The 19582-nt window shown below is 61.1% G+C and carries 24 protein-coding genes; 13 read left to right on the top strand and 11 right to left on the bottom strand.

Annotated features, from left to right (window positions below; genetic code table 11):
* Positions 1-191: 191 nt before the first annotated feature.
* The 5 genes from cgtA to FPT15_RS21135 all read left to right on the top strand — a co-directional run bounded on the left by cgtA (position 192) and on the right by FPT15_RS21135 (position 5146).
* A complete protein-coding gene (gene cgtA, locus FPT15_RS21155; RefSeq protein ID WP_016976186.1) occupies positions 192-1415 on the top strand; it encodes an Obg family GTPase CgtA in 1224 nt (407 codons plus the stop codon).
* A 137-nt stretch (positions 1416-1552) separates the two neighbouring features.
* Positions 1553-2671: a glutamate 5-kinase gene (proB, locus tag FPT15_RS21150; protein WP_005791305.1), complete on the top strand. Its 1119-nt coding sequence runs from the start codon at positions 1553-1555 to the stop codon at positions 2669-2671.
* 16 nt (positions 2672-2687) lie between these two features.
* Entirely contained in the window at positions 2688-3152 is a 465-nt protein-coding gene (locus tag FPT15_RS21145) for a CreA family protein (protein WP_145164324.1), read from the top strand.
* Positions 3153-3253: 101 nt separating this feature from the next.
* Positions 3254-3736 carry a glutathione peroxidase gene (locus FPT15_RS21140; protein ID WP_106578205.1) on the top strand — a complete coding sequence of 161 codons (483 nt, stop codon included), beginning with the start codon at positions 3254-3256 and terminating at the stop codon, positions 3734-3736.
* A gap of 306 nt (positions 3737-4042) precedes the next feature.
* Positions 4043-5146 carry an NADH:flavin oxidoreductase gene (locus tag FPT15_RS21135; protein WP_145164322.1) on the top strand — a complete coding sequence of 368 codons (1104 nt, stop codon included), beginning with the start codon at positions 4043-4045 and terminating at the stop codon, positions 5144-5146.
* On the opposite strand, the gene FPT15_RS21130 is transcribed toward FPT15_RS21135, so the two are convergent.
* Positions 5115-6317: a glycosyltransferase family 1 protein gene (locus tag FPT15_RS21130; RefSeq protein WP_119736716.1), complete on the bottom strand. Its 1203-nt coding sequence runs from the start codon at positions 6315-6317 to the stop codon at positions 5115-5117. The genes FPT15_RS21135 and FPT15_RS21130 overlap by 32 nt on opposite strands.
* Positions 6318-6371: 54 nt before the next feature.
* Positions 6372-7136: a sulfate transporter CysZ gene (gene cysZ / locus FPT15_RS21125; RefSeq protein WP_106578208.1), complete on the bottom strand. Its 765-nt coding sequence runs from the start codon at positions 7134-7136 to the stop codon at positions 6372-6374.
* Positions 7137-7428: 292 nt separating this feature from the next.
* Between cysZ and trxB the strand changes: the two genes are divergently transcribed.
* Positions 7429-8391, top strand: a complete 963-nt coding sequence (gene trxB, locus FPT15_RS21115; RefSeq protein ID WP_010206474.1) for a thioredoxin-disulfide reductase — start codon at positions 7429-7431, stop codon at positions 8389-8391.
* 183 nt (positions 8392-8574) lie between these two features.
* On the opposite strand, the gene FPT15_RS21105 is transcribed toward trxB, so the two are convergent.
* From FPT15_RS21105 to FPT15_RS21080, 6 genes are all read right to left on the bottom strand, one after another.
* Positions 8575-8916 carry a HopJ type III effector protein gene (locus FPT15_RS21105; protein ID WP_145164318.1) on the bottom strand — a complete coding sequence of 114 codons (342 nt, stop codon included), beginning with the start codon at positions 8914-8916 and terminating at the stop codon, positions 8575-8577.
* Complete coding sequence (locus FPT15_RS21100; protein WP_145164316.1) at positions 8909-9205, bottom strand: DUF1244 domain-containing protein; 297 nt, start codon at positions 9203-9205, stop codon at positions 8909-8911. Before FPT15_RS21100 ends, FPT15_RS21105 begins: the two co-directional genes overlap by 8 nt.
* A gap of 84 nt (positions 9206-9289) precedes the next feature.
* On the bottom strand, positions 9290-9661 hold the full coding sequence (gene folX, locus FPT15_RS21095) for a dihydroneopterin triphosphate 2'-epimerase (protein WP_003194073.1): 372 nt from the start codon (positions 9659-9661) through the stop codon (positions 9290-9292).
* Positions 9662-9663: 2 nt separating this feature from the next.
* Positions 9664-10224 carry a GTP cyclohydrolase I FolE gene (gene folE / locus FPT15_RS21090; protein WP_145164314.1) on the bottom strand — a complete coding sequence of 187 codons (561 nt, stop codon included), beginning with the start codon at positions 10222-10224 and terminating at the stop codon, positions 9664-9666.
* A 20-nt stretch (positions 10225-10244) separates the two neighbouring features.
* The gene (gene folM, locus FPT15_RS21085) at positions 10245-10955 is read right to left on the bottom strand and encodes a dihydromonapterin reductase (protein WP_145164312.1); all 711 of its coding nucleotides are present in this window, start codon (positions 10953-10955) and stop codon (positions 10245-10247) included.
* A gap of 57 nt (positions 10956-11012) precedes the next feature.
* Positions 11013-11573, bottom strand: a complete 561-nt coding sequence (locus FPT15_RS21080; RefSeq protein WP_145164310.1) for an antibiotic biosynthesis monooxygenase — start codon at positions 11571-11573, stop codon at positions 11013-11015.
* A gap of 212 nt (positions 11574-11785) precedes the next feature.
* Between FPT15_RS21080 and FPT15_RS21075 the strand changes: the two genes are divergently transcribed.
* Entirely contained in the window at positions 11786-12736 is a 951-nt protein-coding gene (locus FPT15_RS21075) for a MerR family transcriptional regulator (RefSeq protein ID WP_145164308.1), read from the top strand.
* Between the two features lie 2 nt (positions 12737-12738).
* Here FPT15_RS21075 and FPT15_RS21070 read toward each other — a convergent pair whose 3' ends face one another.
* Both FPT15_RS21070 and FPT15_RS21065 read right to left on the bottom strand, forming a co-directional pair.
* The gene (locus FPT15_RS21070) at positions 12739-13344 is read right to left on the bottom strand and encodes a hypothetical protein (RefSeq protein ID WP_145164307.1); all 606 of its coding nucleotides are present in this window, start codon (positions 13342-13344) and stop codon (positions 12739-12741) included.
* Between the two features lie 58 nt (positions 13345-13402).
* The gene (locus FPT15_RS21065; RefSeq protein ID WP_145164305.1) at positions 13403-13870 is read right to left on the bottom strand and encodes a PAS domain-containing protein; all 468 of its coding nucleotides are present in this window, start codon (positions 13868-13870) and stop codon (positions 13403-13405) included.
* Positions 13871-13999: 129 nt separating this feature from the next.
* Between FPT15_RS21065 and FPT15_RS21060 the strand changes: the two genes are divergently transcribed.
* Positions 14000-14455 (top strand): flavodoxin, encoded by a 456-nt coding sequence (locus tag FPT15_RS21060; protein ID WP_145164303.1) that lies wholly within the window; start codon positions 14000-14002, stop codon positions 14453-14455.
* On the opposite strand, the gene FPT15_RS21055 is transcribed toward FPT15_RS21060, so the two are convergent.
* Positions 14436-15332, bottom strand: coding sequence for a LysR family transcriptional regulator (locus FPT15_RS21055; RefSeq protein WP_145164301.1), 897 nt, complete (start codon positions 15330-15332; stop codon positions 14436-14438). The genes FPT15_RS21060 and FPT15_RS21055 overlap by 20 nt on opposite strands.
* A 97-nt stretch (positions 15333-15429) precedes the next feature.
* Between FPT15_RS21055 and FPT15_RS21050 the strand changes: the two genes are divergently transcribed.
* The 5 genes from FPT15_RS21050 (at position 15430) to FPT15_RS21025 (ending at position 19528) form a co-directional block, all read left to right on the top strand.
* The gene (locus FPT15_RS21050) at positions 15430-15816 is read left to right on the top strand and encodes a CidA/LrgA family protein (RefSeq protein ID WP_119736732.1); all 387 of its coding nucleotides are present in this window, start codon (positions 15430-15432) and stop codon (positions 15814-15816) included.
* On the top strand, positions 15806-16492 hold the full coding sequence (locus FPT15_RS21045) for an LrgB family protein (RefSeq protein WP_145164299.1): 687 nt from the start codon (positions 15806-15808) through the stop codon (positions 16490-16492). Before FPT15_RS21050 ends, FPT15_RS21045 begins: the two co-directional genes overlap by 11 nt.
* Positions 16493-16642: 150 nt before the next feature.
* The gene (locus FPT15_RS21040; RefSeq protein ID WP_145164297.1) at positions 16643-17425 is read left to right on the top strand and encodes a class II aldolase/adducin family protein; all 783 of its coding nucleotides are present in this window, start codon (positions 16643-16645) and stop codon (positions 17423-17425) included.
* Positions 17425-18327: an alpha/beta fold hydrolase gene (locus tag FPT15_RS21035; RefSeq protein WP_145164295.1), complete on the top strand. Its 903-nt coding sequence runs from the start codon at positions 17425-17427 to the stop codon at positions 18325-18327. The genes FPT15_RS21040 and FPT15_RS21035 overlap by 1 nt, the downstream gene beginning before the upstream one ends.
* A gap of 289 nt (positions 18328-18616) precedes the next feature.
* Positions 18617-19528 carry an SDR family oxidoreductase gene (locus FPT15_RS21025; protein ID WP_145164293.1) on the top strand — a complete coding sequence of 304 codons (912 nt, stop codon included), beginning with the start codon at positions 18617-18619 and terminating at the stop codon, positions 19526-19528.
* Positions 19529-19582 lie beyond the last annotated feature (54 nt).

The following is a 19582-nucleotide window of genomic DNA, read 5'->3' as shown; positions in this document are numbered from 1 at the left end:
GCGCGATCGCTGGAAAAGCCCTGTCTCGCGACGGGGCTTTTTCGTTTGTGGAGTGAGTCTCTTGCAAAGCTGTTTGTAATGAGCTCAGGCGCTGGATACGCGGTCATTGTTTGAGGTCGCTGCGCTCATTTTTGCAAGAGTCTTATGTCTTGGTTTCTTAAGCTCGTCCATGCGACGAGAGGCGTTTTGTTATGAAGTTCGTTGATGAAGTTTCCATCCGAGTAAAAGCAGGCGACGGCGGTAACGGTTGCATGAGTTTCCGTCGCGAAAAATTCATCGAAAACGGTGGCCCCAACGGTGGTGACGGCGGTGACGGCGGTTCTATCTACATGATGGCCGACGAAAACCTCAACACCCTGGTCGACTACCGTTACACCCGGCACTTCGATGCCGAACGTGGCTCCAACGGCGGCAGCACCGACTGCACCGGTAAAAAAGGCGAAGACCTGGTACTGCGCGTACCGGTCGGCACCACGATCATCGACTCAGCCACCCAGGAAGTGATTGGCGACCTGACCAAGGCCGGCCAGAAACTGATGGTTGTGCAGGGCGGCTGGCACGGTCTGGGTAACACCCGATTCAAGTCCAGTACCAACCGTGCACCACGCCAGACCACGCCGGGCAAGCCGGGCGAGCAGCGTGACCTCAAGCTGGAAATGAAAGTACTGGCAGACGTCGGCTTGTTGGGCCTGCCGAATGCTGGCAAAAGTACCTTCATCCGCTCGGTCTCGGCCGCCAAGCCGAAAGTCGCCGACTACCCGTTCACCACCTTGGTGCCAAACCTGGGCGTGGTCAGCGTGGACCGCTGGAAAAGCTTCGTGATCGCCGACATTCCAGGCTTGATCGAAGGTGCTTCCGATGGCGCCGGCCTGGGGATTCGCTTCCTCAAGCACTTGTCGCGTACCCGTTTGCTGCTGCACCTCGTCGACATGGCGCCGCTGGATGACACCAGCGCACCGGACGCCGCCGAAGTGATCGTCAGCGAACTGACCAAGTTCAGCCCGGCCCTGGCCGAGCGCGATCGTTGGTTGGTGCTCAACAAGTGCGACCAGATCCTGGAAGAAGAGCACGAGGAGCGCGTCAAGGAAATCGTCGACCGCCTGGAGTGGGAAGGTCCGGTCTACGTGATCTCGGCCATCGCCAAAGAAGGCACCGAACGCCTGACCCGCGACATCATGCGTTACCTGGAAGACCGCGCCGACCGCCTGGCGGCCGACCCGGTATTCAAGGCCGAACTCGCTGAGCTCGATCAACAGATCGAAGACGAAGCCCGTGCCCAGCTGCAGGCTTTGGATGACCAGCGTGCCCTGCGCCGCAGCGGCGTGAAGTCGGTCCATGACATCGGCGACGATGATTGGGACGAAGAAGACGTGGATGATGAAGACGGTCCGGAAATCATTTACGTGCGCGACTGATTCGTTGCAGTAAACTTAAGCGCCGCTCACTCGAGCGGCGTTTTGGTATCTGGGTATACGAGCAGTCACTAAAGTAGTCACGAATAACGTTATGGGCCGCGCTGGGTCGCGCAGCCCTCAATCTAAGGTTGAAGATGATGCGGAGCAAAGTGACAGGTGCGCAGCGCTGGGTCGTAAAGATCGGAAGTGCGCTGCTGACGGCGGATGGCAAAGGTCTGGATCGCGCAGCCATGAGCGTCTGGGTCGAGCAGATGGTGGCCTTGCATGAGGCCGGTGTCGAGTTGGTGCTGGTGTCGTCCGGGGCTGTGGCCGCCGGCATGAGCCGCCTCGGCTGGACCGCGCGACCCAGCGCGATGCACGAGCTGCAAGCCGCCGCTGCCATCGGCCAGATGGGCCTGGTGCAAGCCTGGGAATCCAGCTTTGCCGAGCATGGCCGCCACACGGCGCAGATCCTGCTGACCCACGACGACCTGTCCGACCGCAAGCGCTACCTCAACGCCCGTAGCACCCTGCGCGCGTTGGTCGAGCTCAAAGTGATCCCGGTGATCAACGAGAATGACACGGTGGTCACCGACGAAATTCGCTTCGGCGACAACGACACCTTGGCCGCGCTGGTGGCCAACCTGGTGGAGGCCGACCTGCTGGTGATCCTCACCGACCGCGACGGCATGTTCGACGCCGACCCGCGCAACAACCCCGATGCCCAACTGATCTACGAAGCCCGCGCCGATGACCCGGCGCTGGATGCCGTGGCCGGCAGCGTCGGCGGCGCGCTGGGCCGTGGCGGCATGCAGACCAAGCTGCGTGCTGCACGCCTGGCCGCGCGCTCCGGTGCGCATACCATCATCGTCGGCGGGCGCCTGGAGCGTGTGCTGGACCGTCTCAAGGCCGGTGAGCGCATTGGCACGTTGCTGTCGCCGGAACGCGGCATGCTGGCGGCGCGCAAGCAGTGGCTGGCCGGGCACCTGCAAACCCGTGGCACGCTGGTGCTGGACGAGGGTGCCGTGTCGGCGCTGTCCCAAGGCAACAAGAGCCTGCTGCCAGTGGGCGTCAAATTGGTGCAGGGCAGCTTCCGCCGTGGCGAGATGGTGGTGTGTGTGGCGCCCGACGGTCGTGAGATCGCCCGTGGCCTGGCCAACTACAGCGCCCTTGAAGCGCAGAAAATCATTGGACAATCGTCTGACGCGATTGTCGGACTATTAGGTTACATGGCCGAACCCGAACTGGTTCACCGCGATAACCTGATCCTGGTCTAAATAAAGGGAATACACGATGCGCGTCATGAACGGAGTACTCGGCCTGTTGCTGGCTCTGCCGCTGCTGGCCTCGGCTGAAGAAATTGGCCAGGTGTCGACGGTGTTCAAATTTGTCGGGCCTAACGACCGGATCGTGGTCGAGGCGTTTGATGATCCCAAGGTTGATGGCGTGACCTGCTACCTGTCGCGCGCCAAGACGGGCGGCGTCAAAGGCGGCCTGGGCCTGGCCGAAGACCGCGCCGAAGCCTCGATAGCCTGCCGCCAGGTTGGCCCGATTCATTTCAACGGTGAGCTCAAGGATGGCGACGAAGTGTTCAAGGAACGCACCTCGCTGGTGTTCAAGACCATGCAGGTGGTGCGCTTCCTCGACAAGAAGCGCAATACCCTGGTTTACCTGGTCTACAGCGACCGTTTGATCGAAGGCAGCCCGCAAAACGCAGTCACGGCGATTCCGATTTTGCCGTGGCCGACCGCTCAGTAACCGGCGGGCGAGTTTTGTAATCGGCGTCTATGATTGCAGGCTTGCAGTCTGTAATCTCGAACGGCCGCAACGCGAAGAACATGGGATATCTGGAGTTCGTCATGAGTGCTTTCCACGACCTGAAACTCAAAGCTTTGGACGGTCAAGAGCTACCGCTGGCGCCCTTCAAGGGGCAAGTTGTGCTGGTGGTGAATGTGGCCTCCAAATGTGGCTTGACCCCGCAATACGCGGCGTTGGAAAACCTCTATCAGCAGTACAAGGGCCAGGGATTTACCGTATTGGGCCTGCCGTGCAACCAGTTTGCAGGCCAGGAACCGGGTACCGAGGAAGAAATCCAGGCGTTCTGCAACGTGAACTACGGCGTGACCTTCCCATTGGGCAGCAAGCTCGACGTCAACGGCCACGATCGCCACCAGTTGTACCGCTTACTGGCGGGCGAGGGCGCCGAGTTTCCCGGGGATATCACTTGGAACTTCGAGAAATTCCTGCTCGGCAAGGACGGCCGAGTGCTGGCTCGATTCTCGCCGCGTACCGCGCCAGATGATCCGACGATCGTGCAGGCCATCGAAAAAGCCCTGAGCTGAACGCTGCCAGAGGCTTTATCGGCAAGCGCGCTCCTTGTAGCGAGCGCTCTTGTCGTGGCGAGCGGGCTTGCCCCGCGTTGGGCTGCGAAGCAGCCCCAAAACCCACACCGCATTAAGCCGATAACCGCGCTAGCTTCAAACAGGGCCACTACGCCGCCCAACCCGAGTCAAGCCCGCTCGCCACACGTTCGTGGTGCTTCACTTCCTGACTTTTACCCCTTAATCACCCAAATCAATAGTGCTTTCACGCGCTGCGCACTGCCCATATTATCCGCATCATAAATACCTCTTCCGCGGAGTGCTCCCATGCCTGTCCAAGCCTTGTTCAAACCTTTCCAGCTCGGTGCACTGCAACTGTCGACCCGCGTGGTCATGGCGCCCATGACCCGTTCGTTTTCGCCGGGTGGCGTGCCCAATGCCAAGGTCATCGAATACTACCGCCGCCGCGCTGCCGCCGGCGTGGGCCTGATCATCACCGAAGGCACCGTGGTCGGTCATCAGGCCTCCAACGGTTACCCGAACGTTCCGCATTTTTACGGTGAGGCCGCGCTGGCCGGCTGGAAAGAAGTGGTCGACGCCGTACACGCCGAAGGCGGCAAGATCGTGCCGCAACTGTGGCACGTGGGCAGCGTGCGCCGTATCGGCACCGAGCCTGACGCCAGCGTACCGGCCTACGGCCCGATGGAAAAACTCAAGGACGGCAATGTGGTCGTCCACGGCATGACCACCCAGGACATCCAGGACGTGATCAATGCCTTCGCCCAAGCCGCCAAGGATGCCCAGCGCATCGGCATGGACGGCGTGGAGATCCACGGCGCCCACGGTTACCTGGTTGATCAGTTCTTCTGGGAAGGCACCAACCAGCGCACCGACGAATACGGTGGCAGTCTGGCCAACCGTTCGCGGTTTGCCATCGAATTGATCCAGGCCACCCGCGCCGCCGTAGGCCCGGACTTCCCGATCATCCTGCGTTTCTCGCAGTGGAAGCAGCAGGACTACACTGCGCGCCTGGTGCAAACACCCGAGGCGCTGGGTGAGTTCCTCAAGCCGTTGTCCGACGCGGGTGTGGATATTTTCCACTGCTCCACCCGTCGTTTCTGGGAGCCGGAATTCGAAGGCTCCGACCTCAACCTGGCCGGCTGGACCCGCCAGCTCACCGGCAAGCCGACCATCACCGTCGGCAGCGTCGGCCTGGACGGCGAGTTCCTGCAGTTTATGGTCAACACCGACAAGGTCGCGCAGCCCGCCAGCCTGGAAAAGCTGCTGGAGCGCCTCAACAACGATGAGTTCGACCTGGTCGCTGTGGGCCGTGCCTTGCTGGTGGACCCGGATTGGGCGGTGAAGGTGCGCGAGGGGCGCGAGGGCGACATCCTGCCGTTCAGTCGTGAGGCGTTGACGACCCTGGTGTAAGAGGCGAAAGGGCGGGCACCGGGTGTCCGTCCTTGCACACTCCGCGTAACTGGCGTTCGAACTGTTCGATAATCGCCGGCCAGCCCTGGCGGCTCGCATGTTGGCGAGCATTCAGGCGCATGCGGCGCAGGCTCTCTGCATCTTCCAGCAGCCAATTGGCGGCATCGCAAAACGCAGCCTCATCCCCCGGCATCGCCAGCACGCCGTTGTAGCCATGGCGGATATGCTGGGTTGCGGCCGCCTGGTCGTAGGCCACCACCCCCAATCCCGAGGCCATCGCCTCCAGCACCACGTTGCCGAAGGTTTCAGTGAGGCTGGGGAACAGGAACACATCGCCTGAGGCGTAATGCCGGGCCAGTTCTTCACCGCGCAGGGTGCCGCAGAAAATCGCCTCCGGCAGTTCCTTTTCCAGCATCGTGCGTTGTGGGCCATCGCCGACGATGATCAGTTTCATCTGGCGCAACGGATACGTGTCTTGCAAGGTTTCAAAGCAGCGCTTGAGCAGCCCCAGGTTTTTCTCCTGCGCCAGTCGACCTACGTGCAGCACGGCGATCTGTTCAGCGTTCAATGCCCAACTTTCCCGCAACGCGTGGTCGCGTTTCGCCGGGTGGAACAACTGGCTGTCGACCCCGCGCGCCAACATTCCCAGACGCTCGAAATTCCGCCGCTCCAGCTCCAGGCGCTGACTGGTGCTGGGGACCAGCGTCAGCGTCGAGCGGTTATGGAACCAGCGCAAATAGTGCGTGACCATGCGGCTGAGCAGGCTCAAACCGTATTGGTTCGAGTACTGCTGGAAGTTGGTGTGAAAGCCACTGACCACGCTGATGCCCAGGCGCCGTGCTGCGCGCAACGCCGACAAGCCCAATGGGCCTTCGGTGGCGATGTAGAGCACGTCGGGGCGCTGACGGGTCCAGCGGCGCAGCAACTTATGCATCGACGACTGGCCCCATTGCAGGCCGGGGTAGCCCGGCAGCGGCCAGCCGCGGCACAGCAACAACGCGTCATCGCTGGGGCGGCTTTGATCGCTGCCCTGGCGTGGGCGCACCAACTCGACCTGATGGCCGCGCGCGCGCAAACCTTCACACAGGCGGCCAAGGGTATTGGCCACCCCGTTGATCTCTGGCGGGAAGGTTTCGGTGATCAGGGTGATGTGAAGCGAAGCTGTCGTCATGACCCACAGTGTCACCGTGGGCCATGTCGTCATTGTGTCATTGGCATGATGGATTTATGACCGGGTCACTTTCTGCATTGCCATCGCCTCGGCGCCTTGCTCGCGCACCCAGAACAGCGTGGCCCCGGCCACCGCCGCCGGCATCATCAGCAGGTTGACCACGGGCACCAGCAGCACCAGGTAAACGATCCCGCCGAAGCTCATGCTCTGCCAGCGCTTCTGGCGCAGCCAGGCGAGCATTTCGTTCCAGCCCAGCTTGTGGTTGTCTGCCGGGTAGTCGATGTACTGGATCGCCATCATCCACACGCCGAACAGCAGCCACAACGGCGCGGCGATCAGGTTGACCACCGGAATGAACGACAGGATAAACAGGCCGATGGCGCGTGGCAGGAAGTAGCCCAGCTTGCGCATTTCCCGCGCCAGCGTGCGGGGCACCATCGCCACCAGTTCGCCCCAGCTGAACGGCGGGAAGTCGTCGGTGCCGCGCACCACCACTTCAACTTTCTCTGCGAGAAAGCCGTTGAAGGGCGCCGCGATGATATTCGCCAGCATGGTGAAGGTGAAAAACACCATCAGCACCACCAGCACCACAAACAGCGGCCACAGGATGTAACTTAGGAAACTCAACCAGCCCGGCAGCGTCGGCATCAAGGTGTCGACCCACAGGCTGAACTGATGGCCGGCGAAGTAGATCAAACCGACGAACAGCACCAGGTTGATCGCCAGCGGCAGCACTACAAACAGGCGCAGGCCTGGGCTCAATACCAGTTTGAGGCCTTCGCGCAGGTATTGCGGGCCGGAAAGAGCAGGGGCGGGCATGGAGAACTCCGAGCAGAATGACAAACGCGCCGACCTTACCGCCTTTGCATCTTGGGCGAAAGCAGCGACATCACAGGTAACATCTAAGCACAATGGCGTCGATTAATCGGGTGGCAGGGATAGAGACCACCTATGAGCTGGATTGTTATTCCGTATTTCCTTAATCTTGCCCCCCTCGATACGCTGCACCCATTATTTTTCAGGACCGGCGAGTTCAAGCCTTCCCCAAGTGCTTCGCGGTCCTTTTTTATTCCAGCCGTTCTGTAGTCCGGACGGTCGATAGGAGTGAGTCATGTCTGATACCCGTCATTCGCGAGTGATTATTCTCGGTTCCGGCCCTGCCGGTTACAGCGCTGCCGTTTACGCTGCCCGGGCCAACCTCAAGCCGCTGCTGATCACCGGCATGCAGGCGGGCGGTCAGTTGACCACCACCACTGAAGTCGACAACTGGCCGGGCGACGTCCATGGCCTGACCGGCCCGGTGCTGATGGAGCGTATGAAAGAACACGCCGAGCGCTTTGAAACCGAGATCGTTTTCGACCATATCAACCAGGTCGACTTCTCGAAAAAGCCTTACAGCCTGACCGGCGACAGCGGTGTGTACACCTGTGACGCGCTGATCATCGCCACTGGCGCCAGCGCCCGTTACCTGGGCCTGCCGTCGGAAGAAGCGTTCATGGGCAAAGGCGTATCCGCCTGCGCGACCTGCGACGGTTTCTTCTACCGCAACAAGCCTGTTGCCGTGGTCGGTGGTGGCAACACCGCCGTCGAAGAGGCGCTGTACCTGGCCAACATCGCCAGCACCGTGACCCTGGTTCACCGCCGCGAAACCTTCCGCGCCGAGAAGATCCTGATCGACAAGCTGCACGCCCGTGTCGCTGAAGGCAAGATCATCCTCAAGCTCAACGCCACCCTGGACGAAGTCCTGGGCGACAACATGGGCGTGACCGGCGCTCGCCTGAAAAACAACGACGGCAGCTTCGACGAGCTGAAAGTCGACGGCGTGTTCATCGCGATCGGCCACACCCCGAACACCTCGCTGTTCGAAGGCGTGCTCGAAGCCAAAGACGGTTACCTGGTGGTGCAAGGCGGCCGTGAAGGCAATGCCACCGCGACCAACATCGAAGGCATCTTTGCCGCCGGTGACGTGGCTGACCACGTCTATCGCCAGGCCATCACCTCGGCGGGCGCCGGCTGCATGGCGGCCCTGGACGCCGAGCGTTACCTCGACGGTTTGAAGGACGCTTCGTTCTGAACCCGTTGAAATGAAAAAACCGGCTGCGAGGCCGGTTTTTTTATGCGCGGGATTTGATGATCACCGCCGTTCAAATGTGGGAGCGGGCTTGCTCGCGAAAGCGGTGTGTCAGGCCGTAAATGTATTGACTGATCTACCGTCTTCGCGAGCAAGCCCGCTCCCACATTTTGATCTATGTTCGACTCAGGATTTACGGCTCAGTGGCTGCGCGGCAAATGTCACACCGGCCAAACCGTGCGCAATCAACGCGCGAATATTGCCGTGGTCGCTGCCTTCCGGCGTAGCCACCACCGAACGGTAATGCTCACCAAACGCCAGCAGCGCTTCCTGATCGCTCAGACCTTCCAACAGCGCCAGACCCAGCGTCTTGCACGACCCTTCGTTCTGCCCGGCGGCGTTTTCCACGCTGCCATTGGTGAAGGCTTGCGGCTGGTAGTCGTAACCGGCAGCGACAAAAGCCAAGGTGTCGGCAAAAACGTGTTCGCCGCTGTTGAGGCTGGCGCGCAGGGTGTTCAAATCAGTCATGGGGTTTTCCTTGGGCAAATGCCGCCTGTTGCTCGGCATTGGCTTCTTTCTGGTATTGGGCTTTCCACTCGGCGTACGGCATGCCGTACACCACTTCACGGGCGTCATCGAGGCTCAGCTCGATGTGGCGCTCGTCGGCCTCGGCCTTGTACCACTTGGACAAGCAGTTACGGCAGAAGCCCGAGAGGTTCATCAGGTCGATGTTCTGTACATCCTTGCGGCTGTCCAGGTGTGCCACCAGCCGGCGGAAGGCGGCGGCTTCGAGTTCGAGGCGTTGTTGATCGTTCATGGTGGTCTCTTTGAGACAGCTTCAAGCGGGCAAGCTTCAAGCTGCAAGTTGGAGTGTGGTCGGCCTTTAGCTTATCGCTTGCCGCTAACGGCTTGCAGCCAGCGTTATCGACACCGACTCGGCAAAGCGCAGCGCGTGAGGCTTGTCCACTTCGACTTCGGCGTACAGCACCGACTCGTTGCTCATCACCAGGTCCAGCAGCTCCTGGGTCAGGCGCTCGAGCAGGGCGAAGCGGTTGCCTTCTACGTGGGCGATGATGGCCTTGGTGATGGTGCGGTAGTTCAGCGCGTGGTCGATGTCGTTGTCGCGCACGGCTTCCTGGGCGGCATACAGGATGGTCAGGTTGATCAGCACGTCCTGCTTGTTGAGGATTTCGTCCTCGTTGATGCCGATAAAGGTGCGCAGGCACAGGTCCTTGACCCGGATGCGCGCCATGCCTGGTTGAAGTTGTGGCATTGCTACTTGCTCCGTCCAATCAGTTGCAGGAACTCCATGCGCGTGGTGTTCGACTCGCGGAACGCGCCGAGCATCACCGAGGTGTTCATGGTTGAATTCTGTTTTTCCACGCCGCGCATCATCATGCACATGTGCTTGGCTTCGATCACCACCGCCACGCCGGCGGCCTGGGTGACCTGCTGAATTGCGTCGGCGATTTGCCGCGTGAGGTTTTCCTGGATCTGCAGGCGCCGGGCGTACATGTCGACAATGCGCGCCAGCTTCGACAGCCCGAGCACCTTGCCGGTCGGAATATAGGCCACATGGGCCTTGCCGATAAAGGGCAGCAAATGGTGCTCGCACAGCGAATACAGCTCGATGTCCTTAAGGATCACCATCTCGTCATTGTCGGACGCGAACAGCGCACCATTGACGATTTCGTCCAGGTTCTGCTCGTAGCCGTGACACAGGTACTGCATGGCCTTGGCAGCGCGCTTGGGGGTGTCGAGCAAGCCTTCGCGTTGCGGGTCTTCGCCCAGGCCTTTGAGAATTTCGCGGTAGTGTTGGGGCAGGGACAAGGTCATACAACATCCTCACAAACGGCTTACTTGATATGCCGCCCGCCGTTGACGGTCAGGGTGGTACCGGTGACATAAGGGTTGTCCAGCAGGTAACGCACGCTCTGGTAGATCACCTCGGGCCCGGGCTCGATGCCCAGTGCCGATTTGGCCAGAACCTTGGCGCGGTAAGCCGCGTCGTCGCCCTCGTTGAACATCACCATCGCCGGCGCAATGCCATTGACCTTGATCAACGGCGCGAACTGCGCAGCAAACGACAACGTGAGGCTGTCGAGCCCGGCCTTGGTGGCGCAATAGGCAATATGCTGACGGCTGCCTTTGCGCACCACGTCGTCGCTGATATGCACAATATCGGCAGGTGAAGAGCGTTGCAGCAAGGGTGAACAATGCAGGTTGATCAGGTACGGCGCAAGCATGTGCACGCTGAACATGTCGGTAAATGCGCGGCTTTCGTCGCCGGGCGTTTCCGCGACCCACGCCGAAGCGTTATGGATGATCGCGCGCAGGCTGTTGGTGTGGGTTTGCAGTTGGGCGATGAAGGCCAGAATCCCGGCTTCACTGGAGAAGTCGGCAAACACGCCGATCGCGCCACGCTCGCGCAAGGCCTCAACGCCTGGACGCTCGCTGCGGTAGCTGAAAATAACCGGCTGGCCCTCGTCCAGCAGGCGCTCGGCGCAATGCAGGCCGACACGCTGGCCGGCACCGGTGATCAGGATCGGGGCGTTCGTTGCAGTCATGGGAGGCTCAAGTCGCTGGCAGGTTGAAACTATACCAGCGACCGGCCGCCCCTGTACTCAAGCGGCAGCTTCGGCGACCTTGCGCGGCGGCGGTGTGGGGTGCAGCCAGTTCGCCAGCAGGTGCGTCGACAGCGGAATGAACCAGAAAACCATCAAGGGCGTGAGCGCCAGGGTGCTGACCAGTACGCGTGGGGCCAGGTCCAATTCGTTGAGCAGCGGCCCAAGGACGAAGTTGAACAGCAGCGACACCGGGAAAAACGCCAGCCAGATCGCCACAGCCTGTTTCCAGCGCGGCGGCCGTGCGCCCACGGCGCCGAACCAGCCATCAATGCCACTGACGCGATGCTCGGACGGGTCGGCGAACAGCTCGCTGCCACGGCTCAACCAGGCACTGCGCGAGGCGGAAAACTCCCAGGCATGCAGGGTTTTTTCGTCGGCAAAGCGGAAGATGATTTGAAATTCGTCGTCATTGGGCGGCGGTGCCAGTACACCGGAACCCAAATAGCCGGGGAAGTCAGTGGCCAATTGCTCGCCTTCGCGCAGCCAGGCCATCAACTCTTCATAGCGCCCTTTGGCCACGCGGCGCGCAACCATCAGGGTGACAGGGGAGGTAGACATCGTGTATCTCCAAATAATCAGGTGCGCTGAGCCGGGTAGGCGGCGCACGAAGGTGGCGGCCGGGTAGGCCATCACCTGAAAAACAGGCAAGGATTATTCCTGTTTTGCAAAATTACGCCAGTGACATTGGTCAGAAGGGGGCGGGCCTTGAAAAGGACAAGTAGAAAGGCGTTAAATGGGATCCAAATCTACACGGATGTTTTTGATCCCCGATGCCTGAAATTACTGCTCCTGTTCACGAAATCGCCCATGGCAGCCTTGCCGATTCCAGCGAGCTTTTTCCGATTCGTGAAGTCTCGAGATTGACAGGTGTCAATCCGGTCACCTTGCGAGCCTGGGAGCGACGGTATGGTCTGATTCAGCCCGCGCGCACCGAAAGTGGGCATCGCCTCTACTCCAAGACCGATATTGAGACCGTCAACAGGATCCTTGATTGGATTGAGCGCGGTGTTGCGGTAAGCAAGGTCGGCAAAATCCTCGCACGCGATGATCAGCAAGCCGATGTGGTTCGCGCCGAGCGAGACTCGGTCGAGGACACGCAATGGCAAGCGCGGTTGAGACAGGCCATCAGTGCCTTCGATGATCGCGCCCTTGAACACGTGTACGGTCAGTTGTCAGCGACCTGTGCGCTGAGTGTGGCGTTTCAAGACATCCTCATGCCCCTTTGGTACGACTTGCTGCGGCATCAAGGCCGTTTCGGCCAAGCCAGCGAGTGGTTATTTTTCGATGCTTTCCTGCGTGAGCAAGCCTGGCTGCGCTTGCAACTGGGCAGCGGCTCGCCCGGGTCCCGGGTCTTGCTGGCGGCGTTGCCCGGCGAATGCCGTAAGTTGGAATTGCTGGTGGCGGCGCTATTGGTCGGTCGGCAGGATCTGCCCATGAAGGTGCTGGAAGTGGGCCAGCCCCTGGACGAACTGACATTGGTCTGTGAAAAAATCCGGCCCCAGGCGCTCGTCATCTTCTCCAACCATTCACACAACCATGAGCTGGCCGAGCGCCTGAGTCGCTTGGCGATGACGCTCGATTGCCCACTCTTTCTGGCGGGCGCCGCGTCTGACTTCGCCGAAAAAGACCTGGCAGGTTCCTCGGTCGGTTGCCTGGGCAGCGATGGGCTGGTGATGCAGCGCCGCTTGCAGCAGTTTCTGAGTGGGCAGCTGGATACCTGAGCTCAGGCGTGTACGTGCGGATGAACCAGGCGGTGCTGGTGCAGGATGAACTGGCGCAGCCGCTCGATCTCATCGGCATCACTTTGGCTCAAGCGGTAAGCGAATAAGCCGCGGGCCGTTTCCCGCTCCAGCGTGCCGCGCAAGGCAATGCGTTCGTAGCCGGAAGGGCTGAACCACAGGGAAAAGGTTTTCGGCGGTTTGACCCGGCCGCGAATCTCAACCAGTACGCCTTTGAATGACACCTCGTGAACCCATAACGCGGCAGGGTTGCCCTTGACGTTTTCCAGTGCCACCGGGGTTTCGAGGGCCAGGCGCCACGGCCGGATCATCGGCCCGTCTTCAAAAATGCTCGGCACACCCAGGCGCAGATGCACTGCGTGAAACTCGTCTTCGACCAGGTGCAGCGGGAACGTGAGTTGCTGGTTATCGAACTGCGCCTGGATGGTGACATGGTCGTGAGCGGCCAAGCGCGTGAGCAAATCCCGAATCTGTGCACCGCCGTTGACCGTCAGGCTCGACCACGCATCCCGCAGGTTGAGCTGCGGGTTGTGTTGCATGTCCTGGATAAAATCCAGTTCGTCCTGCGTCAGTAGCGCGTCGCGGTGCATTGATGTAGCTCAACGATGAGACATTAAAAAGCCATTATCGCTCTAAAGACCGTATTTTTTACACTTTGTTAATTCCGCTCGTCGCTTTGAGCGCCGCCAACTCGCCTTTAAGCTCGGTCACCTGTGCTTCCAGCTGGGCCACGCGTAGTTGTGCTTTGACCTGCGCGCTGACGTCTTTTTGCACGCCCACAAAATAGGTCTGCTTGTCGGCTTCGTTGTAAACCGTCGACAGCGATAGCTCGTTCCAGAACGCAGTGCCGTCCTTGCGGTAATTGCGCAGGATCTCCCGGCACGAACCGCCGTTGTCGAGGGCTTCACGAATCGCCATCAAGGCGGGCTGGTCGCGGTCGCCCGCCTGCAGGAAGCGGCAATCCTGATACAGGATGTCGTCCAGTGCATAACCGGTCATGCGCTCGAAGGCCGGGTTAACGTAGATCAGCGGCTTGTCTTTGCCTTCGCGTTCGGCGACTACGATGCCGTCGTTGGAGGCGTTGATGACCAGTTGCATCAGTTTGGCGTTAATCATAGAGCGGTCCATGGCTTGTTTTTAGAGATTGCAGTGTATGGCATGCCCTGAATGTTGCGCGGCATGCGCCGAAATATTTGCGCCAGCTGCTAACATCCCACGCTTTGGCTCAACTACAGGATCAGATTGATGAAAGTCGCCATCCTTTCCGGCTCGGTCTACGGCACCGCTGAAGAAGTCGCCCGCCACGCCGCCGGTATCCTCAACGCGGCCGGTTTTGAAGCCTGGCACAACCCGCGCGCCACCTTGGCCGATGTGCAGGCCTTTGCTCCCGACGCCTTCCTGGCGGTGACATCCACCACCGGCATGGGCGAGTTGCCTGACAACCTGCAACCCCTGTATTCGAGCATTCGCGACCAACTCCCCGCCGCCTGGCGCGGGCTGCCCGGTGCCGTCATCGGGTTGGGCGATGCCAGCTACGGCGACACCTTCTGCGGCGGCGGTGAGCAAATGCGCGAGCTGTTCGGCGAGTTGGGCGTGCGTGAAGTGCTGCCGATGCTGCGCCTGGACGCCAGCGAAAGCGTCACCCCGGAAGCCGATGCAGAGCCGTGGCTGGCCGAGCTGGTCACTGCACTGCGCGGTTGACCGGGAATTCGCGCAGCAGCGCCAGCCAGGCCTGGGCGGCTTTGGACAAATAAGCGCCCTCACGCCAGATAAAGGCAATGTCCCAGCGTAAAAAGTCGGGCGCCTTGAGTGTCAGGCGCACCACGCCCGGTCGCACCAACCCACGGGCGACCACGCTGGGCAACAGCACCACGCCCTGACCGGCCGCGACCAGAGCGACGAGAAAATCCGCCTGGCCGCTGCGGCCGATCTCCTTCGGCGTAAAGCCCAATTGCTGACAGGCCTGCATCAGTCGGTCATTGAGCACAAAACTGCGTTGGTACATCAGGAAGGGCGTGTCCGCCAGTTCCTCCAGGCGCACCTGGGCATTGTCAGCCAGTGGATGATCCATCGGCAGCAAAGCATCCAGCGGCTCGTCGCAAAAGGGTTGCCAGGCAAAGGCCGGATCACTGGGCATCAGCGTGCCACCCACGTCCAGCTCACCACTGAGAATCGCCTGCTCGATCGTGCGGCTGCCGCCTTCGAGCAATTGGATGGTGACCTTGGGGTAACGCCTGCGGTACTCGGCAAACAGCCCGGCGAACAGAGTGTCGCCCGCCAACAACGGCAAGCCCAGGCGCAGCTCGCCACGGGCCAGTTGCTGCATGTCATCCAGCTCGCTGAGCAGCTCTGTTTGCAGGCGCAACATGGCCTCGGCGCGCTGCAACACCACCTCGCCGGCGGCCGTCAGGCGAATGTGCGAGCCCGTGCGCTCCAGCAACGGCGTACCGAGGCTCTGCTCCAACTGTGCCACCTGCTTGCTCACGGCCGATTGGCTGATGTGCAAGGTTTTACCGGCCTGGGTAAAGCCGCCCCGGTGGATCACTTCGACAAAACTGCGCAGCTGTTTGAATTCCATGACTCTGATTCCAGTTTGGAATAGCAGGCAGTCTAACAATTCGCTGTGGGGATGGGAGGGCCGTCTTTAAACTGAGCGCCTGCGAGGATCAACGCTTATGAACCGTTTCAGCTTCAAACATATCGCCCGCCTGCTGATTGAGCTGGTGGTGCTGCTGGCTATCTATTTTCTGGGCACCCAGCTTGCCGTGTGGTTGGCGTGGCCGATTCCGGGTGGCGTGGTGGGCTTGGGCCTGTTGCTGGCGACATTTGCCACCGGTCTGGTCAAGCCGGCCGCCCTGCAACTGGGCGCCGGGGTGTTGATGGCAGAGATGCTGCTGTTTTTTATCCCCGCGCTGATGAGCCTGCTTGATTACGGCGGCCTGGTGCGCAACGACGGCTGGCGCATCCTGCTGGTGATCGGTTTCAGCACACTGTCGGTGATGCTGGTAACGGCGTTTACCGTAGAGATGGTCTGCCGCTGGAGCATGCGCCGTGAAGCTTGAGTTGATGCCAGTGTTCTGGCTCGCCCTGACCTTGGGCGCCTATATCTTCAGCCGCTGGATCTATCGCCGCACCGGGCGCTACGTGCTGTCACCCTTGATTCTCGTGCCGGCGCTGCTGCTGGCGGTGGCCGCGCCGATGCACACCGCCTACGCCGAATATGCCGCCGACACCCATTGGCTGATGCTGGTGCTGGGCCCGGTCACCGTGGCGTTTGCGGTGCCGATCTGGCAGCAACGCCGCTTGCTGGCGCGTCATTGGTCGGCGTTGCTGCTGGGCATGGTCGCCGGCAGCGCGGCCTCCATCGGCACCTCGTTCGGACTGGCCAAGGCGCTGGCATTGAACAGCTCGGTGACGATGTCGCTGTTGCCGCGCTCGATCACCACGCCGTTTGCCATGCCGGTTTCCTCTGACCTGGGCGGTGTACCGGAACTCACCGCTGTGTTTGTGATGTTCACCGGCGTGTTCGGTGCCATGCTCGGCGGCGTGCTGCTCAAGTGGTTACCGTTGCGCACACCCCTGGCGCGTGGCGCGTTGTTTGGTGTGGGCGCCCATGGCGCGGGCGTCAGCCGGGCGCGGGAAGTGGGCGGTGAAGAAGGCTCGGTCGCGGGCCTGGTGATGGTGTTGACGGGCTTGCTCAACCTGTTCGCCGTGCCTTTATTGGCGGCGCTTCTCTGACGCGGCGCCCACTGACTTCAACTATTCTTGTTACTGACTCGTTCGGTCATCAAGCTGGCTGCGAAGGCGACTACTTGCGCGATGGCGTCTGACTAGACTGGCCCTCCACCCAAAAAAACAATAAGAAAATGCGCCAAGGAGGTCGTTGCCGTGAGCCTAGCCCCCGTTCTATCGCCACAGAATGTCAAAGACCAGGTCAGCGCTGCCGAATGGCAAGCCCGTGTCGACTTGGCCGCCTGTTATCGCCTGGTCGCGCTGCATGGCTGGGATGACCTGATCTTCACGCATATTTCGGCCAAGGTGCCGGGCACCGATGATTTCCTGATCAACCCTTACGGGCTGATGTTTCACGAGATCACGGCGTCGAGCCTGGTCAAGGTCGACCAGGCCGGCAACAAACTGATGGACAGCCCCTACGAGATCAACCCCGCGGGCTATACCATCCACAGCGCCATCCATGAAGTGCGCCACGACGTGGCATGCGTGATACACACCCACACGCCCGCCGGTGTTGCCGTTTCGGCGCAGAAGCAGGGCGTGTTGCCGATCAGCCAGCAATCGTTGTTCGTGCTCTCAAGCCTGGCCTATCACGCCTACGAAGGCGTGGCGCTGAACCATGAGGAAAAGGCGCGCTTGCAAGCGGACCTGGGCCAAAGCAATTTCCTGATGCTGCACAACCACGGCCTGCTGACTTGCGGCGGTACCATCGCCGACACGTTCCTGATGATGTTTACCTTCCAGCGCGCCTGCGATATCCAGGTGCTGGCGCAAAACGGCGCGGCTGAGTTGATTGCCATTGAGCCGCAGATTCTTGCCGGGGCCAAGGCCATGGTGGCAGCGGTCACCAAGAGCGCCCAGGGCATGGGCGGCGCGCTGGCCTGGCCGGCGCTGCTGCGTAAATTGGACCTGCAAGATCCCGGGTATAAAAGCTGATGCCACTCGCCGAAATCCCGCTCAGAGCCTGGCGCAAACGCGCCCAGGAATTCGTCTTCCGTGGTCGCACGATCCGTTACTGGGTGGCCGGGCAGGGCGAGCCCCTGCTGTTGATTCACGGCTTCCCCACGGCGAGTTGGGACTGGCACTACCTGTGGCAGCCACTGGCCCAGCGCAACCTGGTGATTGCCTGCGACATGCTGGGGTTCGGCGATTCGGACAAGCCGGTGGATCACGACTATTGCCTGTTGGAACAGGCCGACCTGCAGCAGGCGCTGCTCGACCACCTGCGCGTAGAGCAACCGGTGCATGTGTTGGCCCATGACTACGGCGACAGCGTCGCCCAGGAGTTACTCGCCCGTCATTACGAAGGCCGTTTTCAGATGGCCAGTTGCGTATTCCTAAACGGCGGGCTGTTCCCGGAAACCCATCGCCCGGCGCTGGTGCAAAAACTGCTGCTCAGCCCGCTTGGCTGGATGATCGGCCGAGCCTTCGGGCGCAATGCCTTGTCGAACAGCTTCAGCCAGATTTTTGGCCCGAATACGCGGCCCAGTGAAAGCGCGCTGGATGATTTCTGGAGCCTGATCAAGTGCAATGACGGCACGCGCATCCTGCACAAACTGATTGCCTACATTCCCCAGCGCCGCCGCTTGCGGGAGCGCTGGGTGGACGCGTTGCAGCGCGGCGAGGTGCCGTTGCGCGTCATCGACGGCGAAGTCGACCCGATCTCCGGTGTGCATATGGTGGAGCGTTATCACCAGTTGGTGCCGCACGCCGACACGGTGTTGCTGGCCAATATCGGCCACTACCCGCAGATAGAAGCGCCGGTGCTGGTGCTCAAGCATTACCTGGCGTTTCGCGAGCGCCTCGGCCAGCCCGCGCCACGAGTGGCCTATTCCTGAGCCACCTGTTGTGGCGAGCGGGCTTGCCCCGCGTTGGGGCGCGAAGCGGCCCTAAAACCTGCCACCGCGATACGCCAGACACTCTGCAGTAACCTTATCGGGGCGGCTTCGCCACCCAACGCGGGGCAAGCCCGCTCGCCACTGAGAAGGCGATGCCCTGCGAAAACCTGGGCCGCACAATCATCCCGCTGCCTTATCGAGCACCATTCAGCCTCGGCCGACTTTATTGTGACCAGAGGCTGTGTGCCTGACACTCATGCCATTCCCATTGTCGCCAGCGGAGTTCGGTATGAGTGAGTCAGTGCAGTTCCAGGATAAGGTCGTGATCGTCACCGGTGCCGGCGGCGGGTTGGGCCGGGCGCATGCGCTGCTGTTCGCCCGACACGGGGCCAAGGTGCTGGTCAACGACCTTGGCGGTTCCACCCAGGGCGAGGGCGCCAACGCCTCGGCTGCCGATCGCGTGGTCGCCGAGATCCGCGAAGCAGGCGGCATTGCCGAAGCCAACCATGACTCCGTCACCGACGGTGACAAAATCGTGCAGCACGCGCTCGATGCATTCGGCCGCATCGATGTGGTGGTGAACAACGCCGGCATCCTGCGCGACAAGACGTTCCACAAAATGGACGACGGCGACTGGGACCTGGTGTATCGGGTGCATGTCGAAGGTGCCTACAAAGTGACCCGCGCCGCCTGGCCGCATTTGCGTGAGCAAGGCTATGGTCGGGTGATTTTCACCGCGTCCACTTCGGGCATCTATGGCAACTTCGGTCAATCCAACTACGGCATGGCCAAGCTGGGCTTGTACGGCTTGACCCGCACCCTGGCGCTGGAAGGGCGCAAGAACAATATTCTGGTCAATGCCATCGCCCCCACGGGCGGCACGCGCATGACCGAAGGCCTGATCCCGCCGCAAGTGTTCGACCGCCTCAAGCCGGAGCTGGTCAGCCCGTTGGTGGTGTACCTGGGCAGCGAAGCGTGCCAGGAAACCTCCGGCCTGTTTGAAGTGGGTGGCGGCTGGATCGGCAAGACCCGCTGGGAGCGCAGCCTGGGCGTGGGGTTTGACCCCGAAGCCGGGTTCTCACCCGATGATGTGGCCGCGCATTGGGCGCAGATCTGCGACTTCGAAGGCGCCGCGCACCCCAAGGACAATATTGAGGCATTGAAGGAGATGATGGCCAACTTGCAGAAATTCAGCCTCTGATCGTTGCTGGAACACTATCCAATACTGCGGGGCGCTGATGGCGCCCCGTTTTTG

Source organism: Pseudomonas sp. RGB, assembly GCF_007713445.1.
Lineage (GTDB): Bacteria > Pseudomonadota > Gammaproteobacteria > Pseudomonadales > Pseudomonadaceae > Aquipseudomonas.
Note: the sequence above shows the minus strand (reverse complement) of the source record. Positions and strands in the feature narration are given on the sequence as shown.

Bases quoted from the DNA above. Each gene is read 5' to 3' on its own strand.
- cgtA (WP_016976186.1), top strand. From the start codon at position 192: ATGAAGTTCGTTGATGAAGTTTCCATCCGAGTAAAAGCAGGCGACGGC.
- proB (WP_005791305.1), top strand. From the start codon at position 1,553: ATGCGGAGCAAAGTGACAGGTGCGCAGCGCTGGGTCGTAAAGATCGGA.
- FPT15_RS21145 (WP_145164324.1), top strand. From the start codon at position 2,688: ATGCGCGTCATGAACGGAGTACTCGGCCTGTTGCTGGCTCTGCCGCTG.
- FPT15_RS21140 (WP_106578205.1), top strand. From the start codon at position 3,254: ATGAGTGCTTTCCACGACCTGAAACTCAAAGCTTTGGACGGTCAAGAG.
- FPT15_RS21135 (WP_145164322.1), top strand. From the start codon at position 4,043: ATGCCTGTCCAAGCCTTGTTCAAACCTTTCCAGCTCGGTGCACTGCAA.
- FPT15_RS21130 (WP_119736716.1), bottom strand. From the start codon at position 6,317: ATGACGACAGCTTCGCTTCACATCACCCTGATCACCGAAACCTTCCCG.
- cysZ (WP_106578208.1), bottom strand. From the start codon at position 7,136: ATGCCCGCCCCTGCTCTTTCCGGCCCGCAATACCTGCGCGAAGGCCTC.
- trxB (WP_010206474.1), top strand. From the start codon at position 7,429: ATGTCTGATACCCGTCATTCGCGAGTGATTATTCTCGGTTCCGGCCCT.
- FPT15_RS21105 (WP_145164318.1), bottom strand. From the start codon at position 8,916: ATGACTGATTTGAACACCCTGCGCGCCAGCCTCAACAGCGGCGAACAC.
- FPT15_RS21100 (WP_145164316.1), bottom strand. From the start codon at position 9,205: ATGAACGATCAACAACGCCTCGAACTCGAAGCCGCCGCCTTCCGCCGG.
- folX (WP_003194073.1), bottom strand. From the start codon at position 9,661: ATGCCACAACTTCAACCAGGCATGGCGCGCATCCGGGTCAAGGACCTG.
- folE (WP_145164314.1), bottom strand. From the start codon at position 10,224: ATGACCTTGTCCCTGCCCCAACACTACCGCGAAATTCTCAAAGGCCTG.
- folM (WP_145164312.1), bottom strand. From the start codon at position 10,955: ATGACTGCAACGAACGCCCCGATCCTGATCACCGGTGCCGGCCAGCGT.
- FPT15_RS21080 (WP_145164310.1), bottom strand. From the start codon at position 11,573: ATGTCTACCTCCCCTGTCACCCTGATGGTTGCGCGCCGCGTGGCCAAA.
- FPT15_RS21075 (WP_145164308.1), top strand. From the start codon at position 11,786: ATGCCTGAAATTACTGCTCCTGTTCACGAAATCGCCCATGGCAGCCTT.
- FPT15_RS21070 (WP_145164307.1), bottom strand. From the start codon at position 13,344: ATGCACCGCGACGCGCTACTGACGCAGGACGAACTGGATTTTATCCAG.
- FPT15_RS21065 (WP_145164305.1), bottom strand. From the start codon at position 13,870: ATGATTAACGCCAAACTGATGCAACTGGTCATCAACGCCTCCAACGAC.
- FPT15_RS21060 (WP_145164303.1), top strand. From the start codon at position 14,000: ATGAAAGTCGCCATCCTTTCCGGCTCGGTCTACGGCACCGCTGAAGAA.
- FPT15_RS21055 (WP_145164301.1), bottom strand. From the start codon at position 15,332: ATGGAATTCAAACAGCTGCGCAGTTTTGTCGAAGTGATCCACCGGGGC.
- FPT15_RS21050 (WP_119736732.1), top strand. From the start codon at position 15,430: ATGAACCGTTTCAGCTTCAAACATATCGCCCGCCTGCTGATTGAGCTG.
- FPT15_RS21035 (WP_145164295.1), top strand. From the start codon at position 17,425: ATGCCACTCGCCGAAATCCCGCTCAGAGCCTGGCGCAAACGCGCCCAG.
- FPT15_RS21025 (WP_145164293.1), top strand. From the start codon at position 18,617: ATGAGTGAGTCAGTGCAGTTCCAGGATAAGGTCGTGATCGTCACCGGT.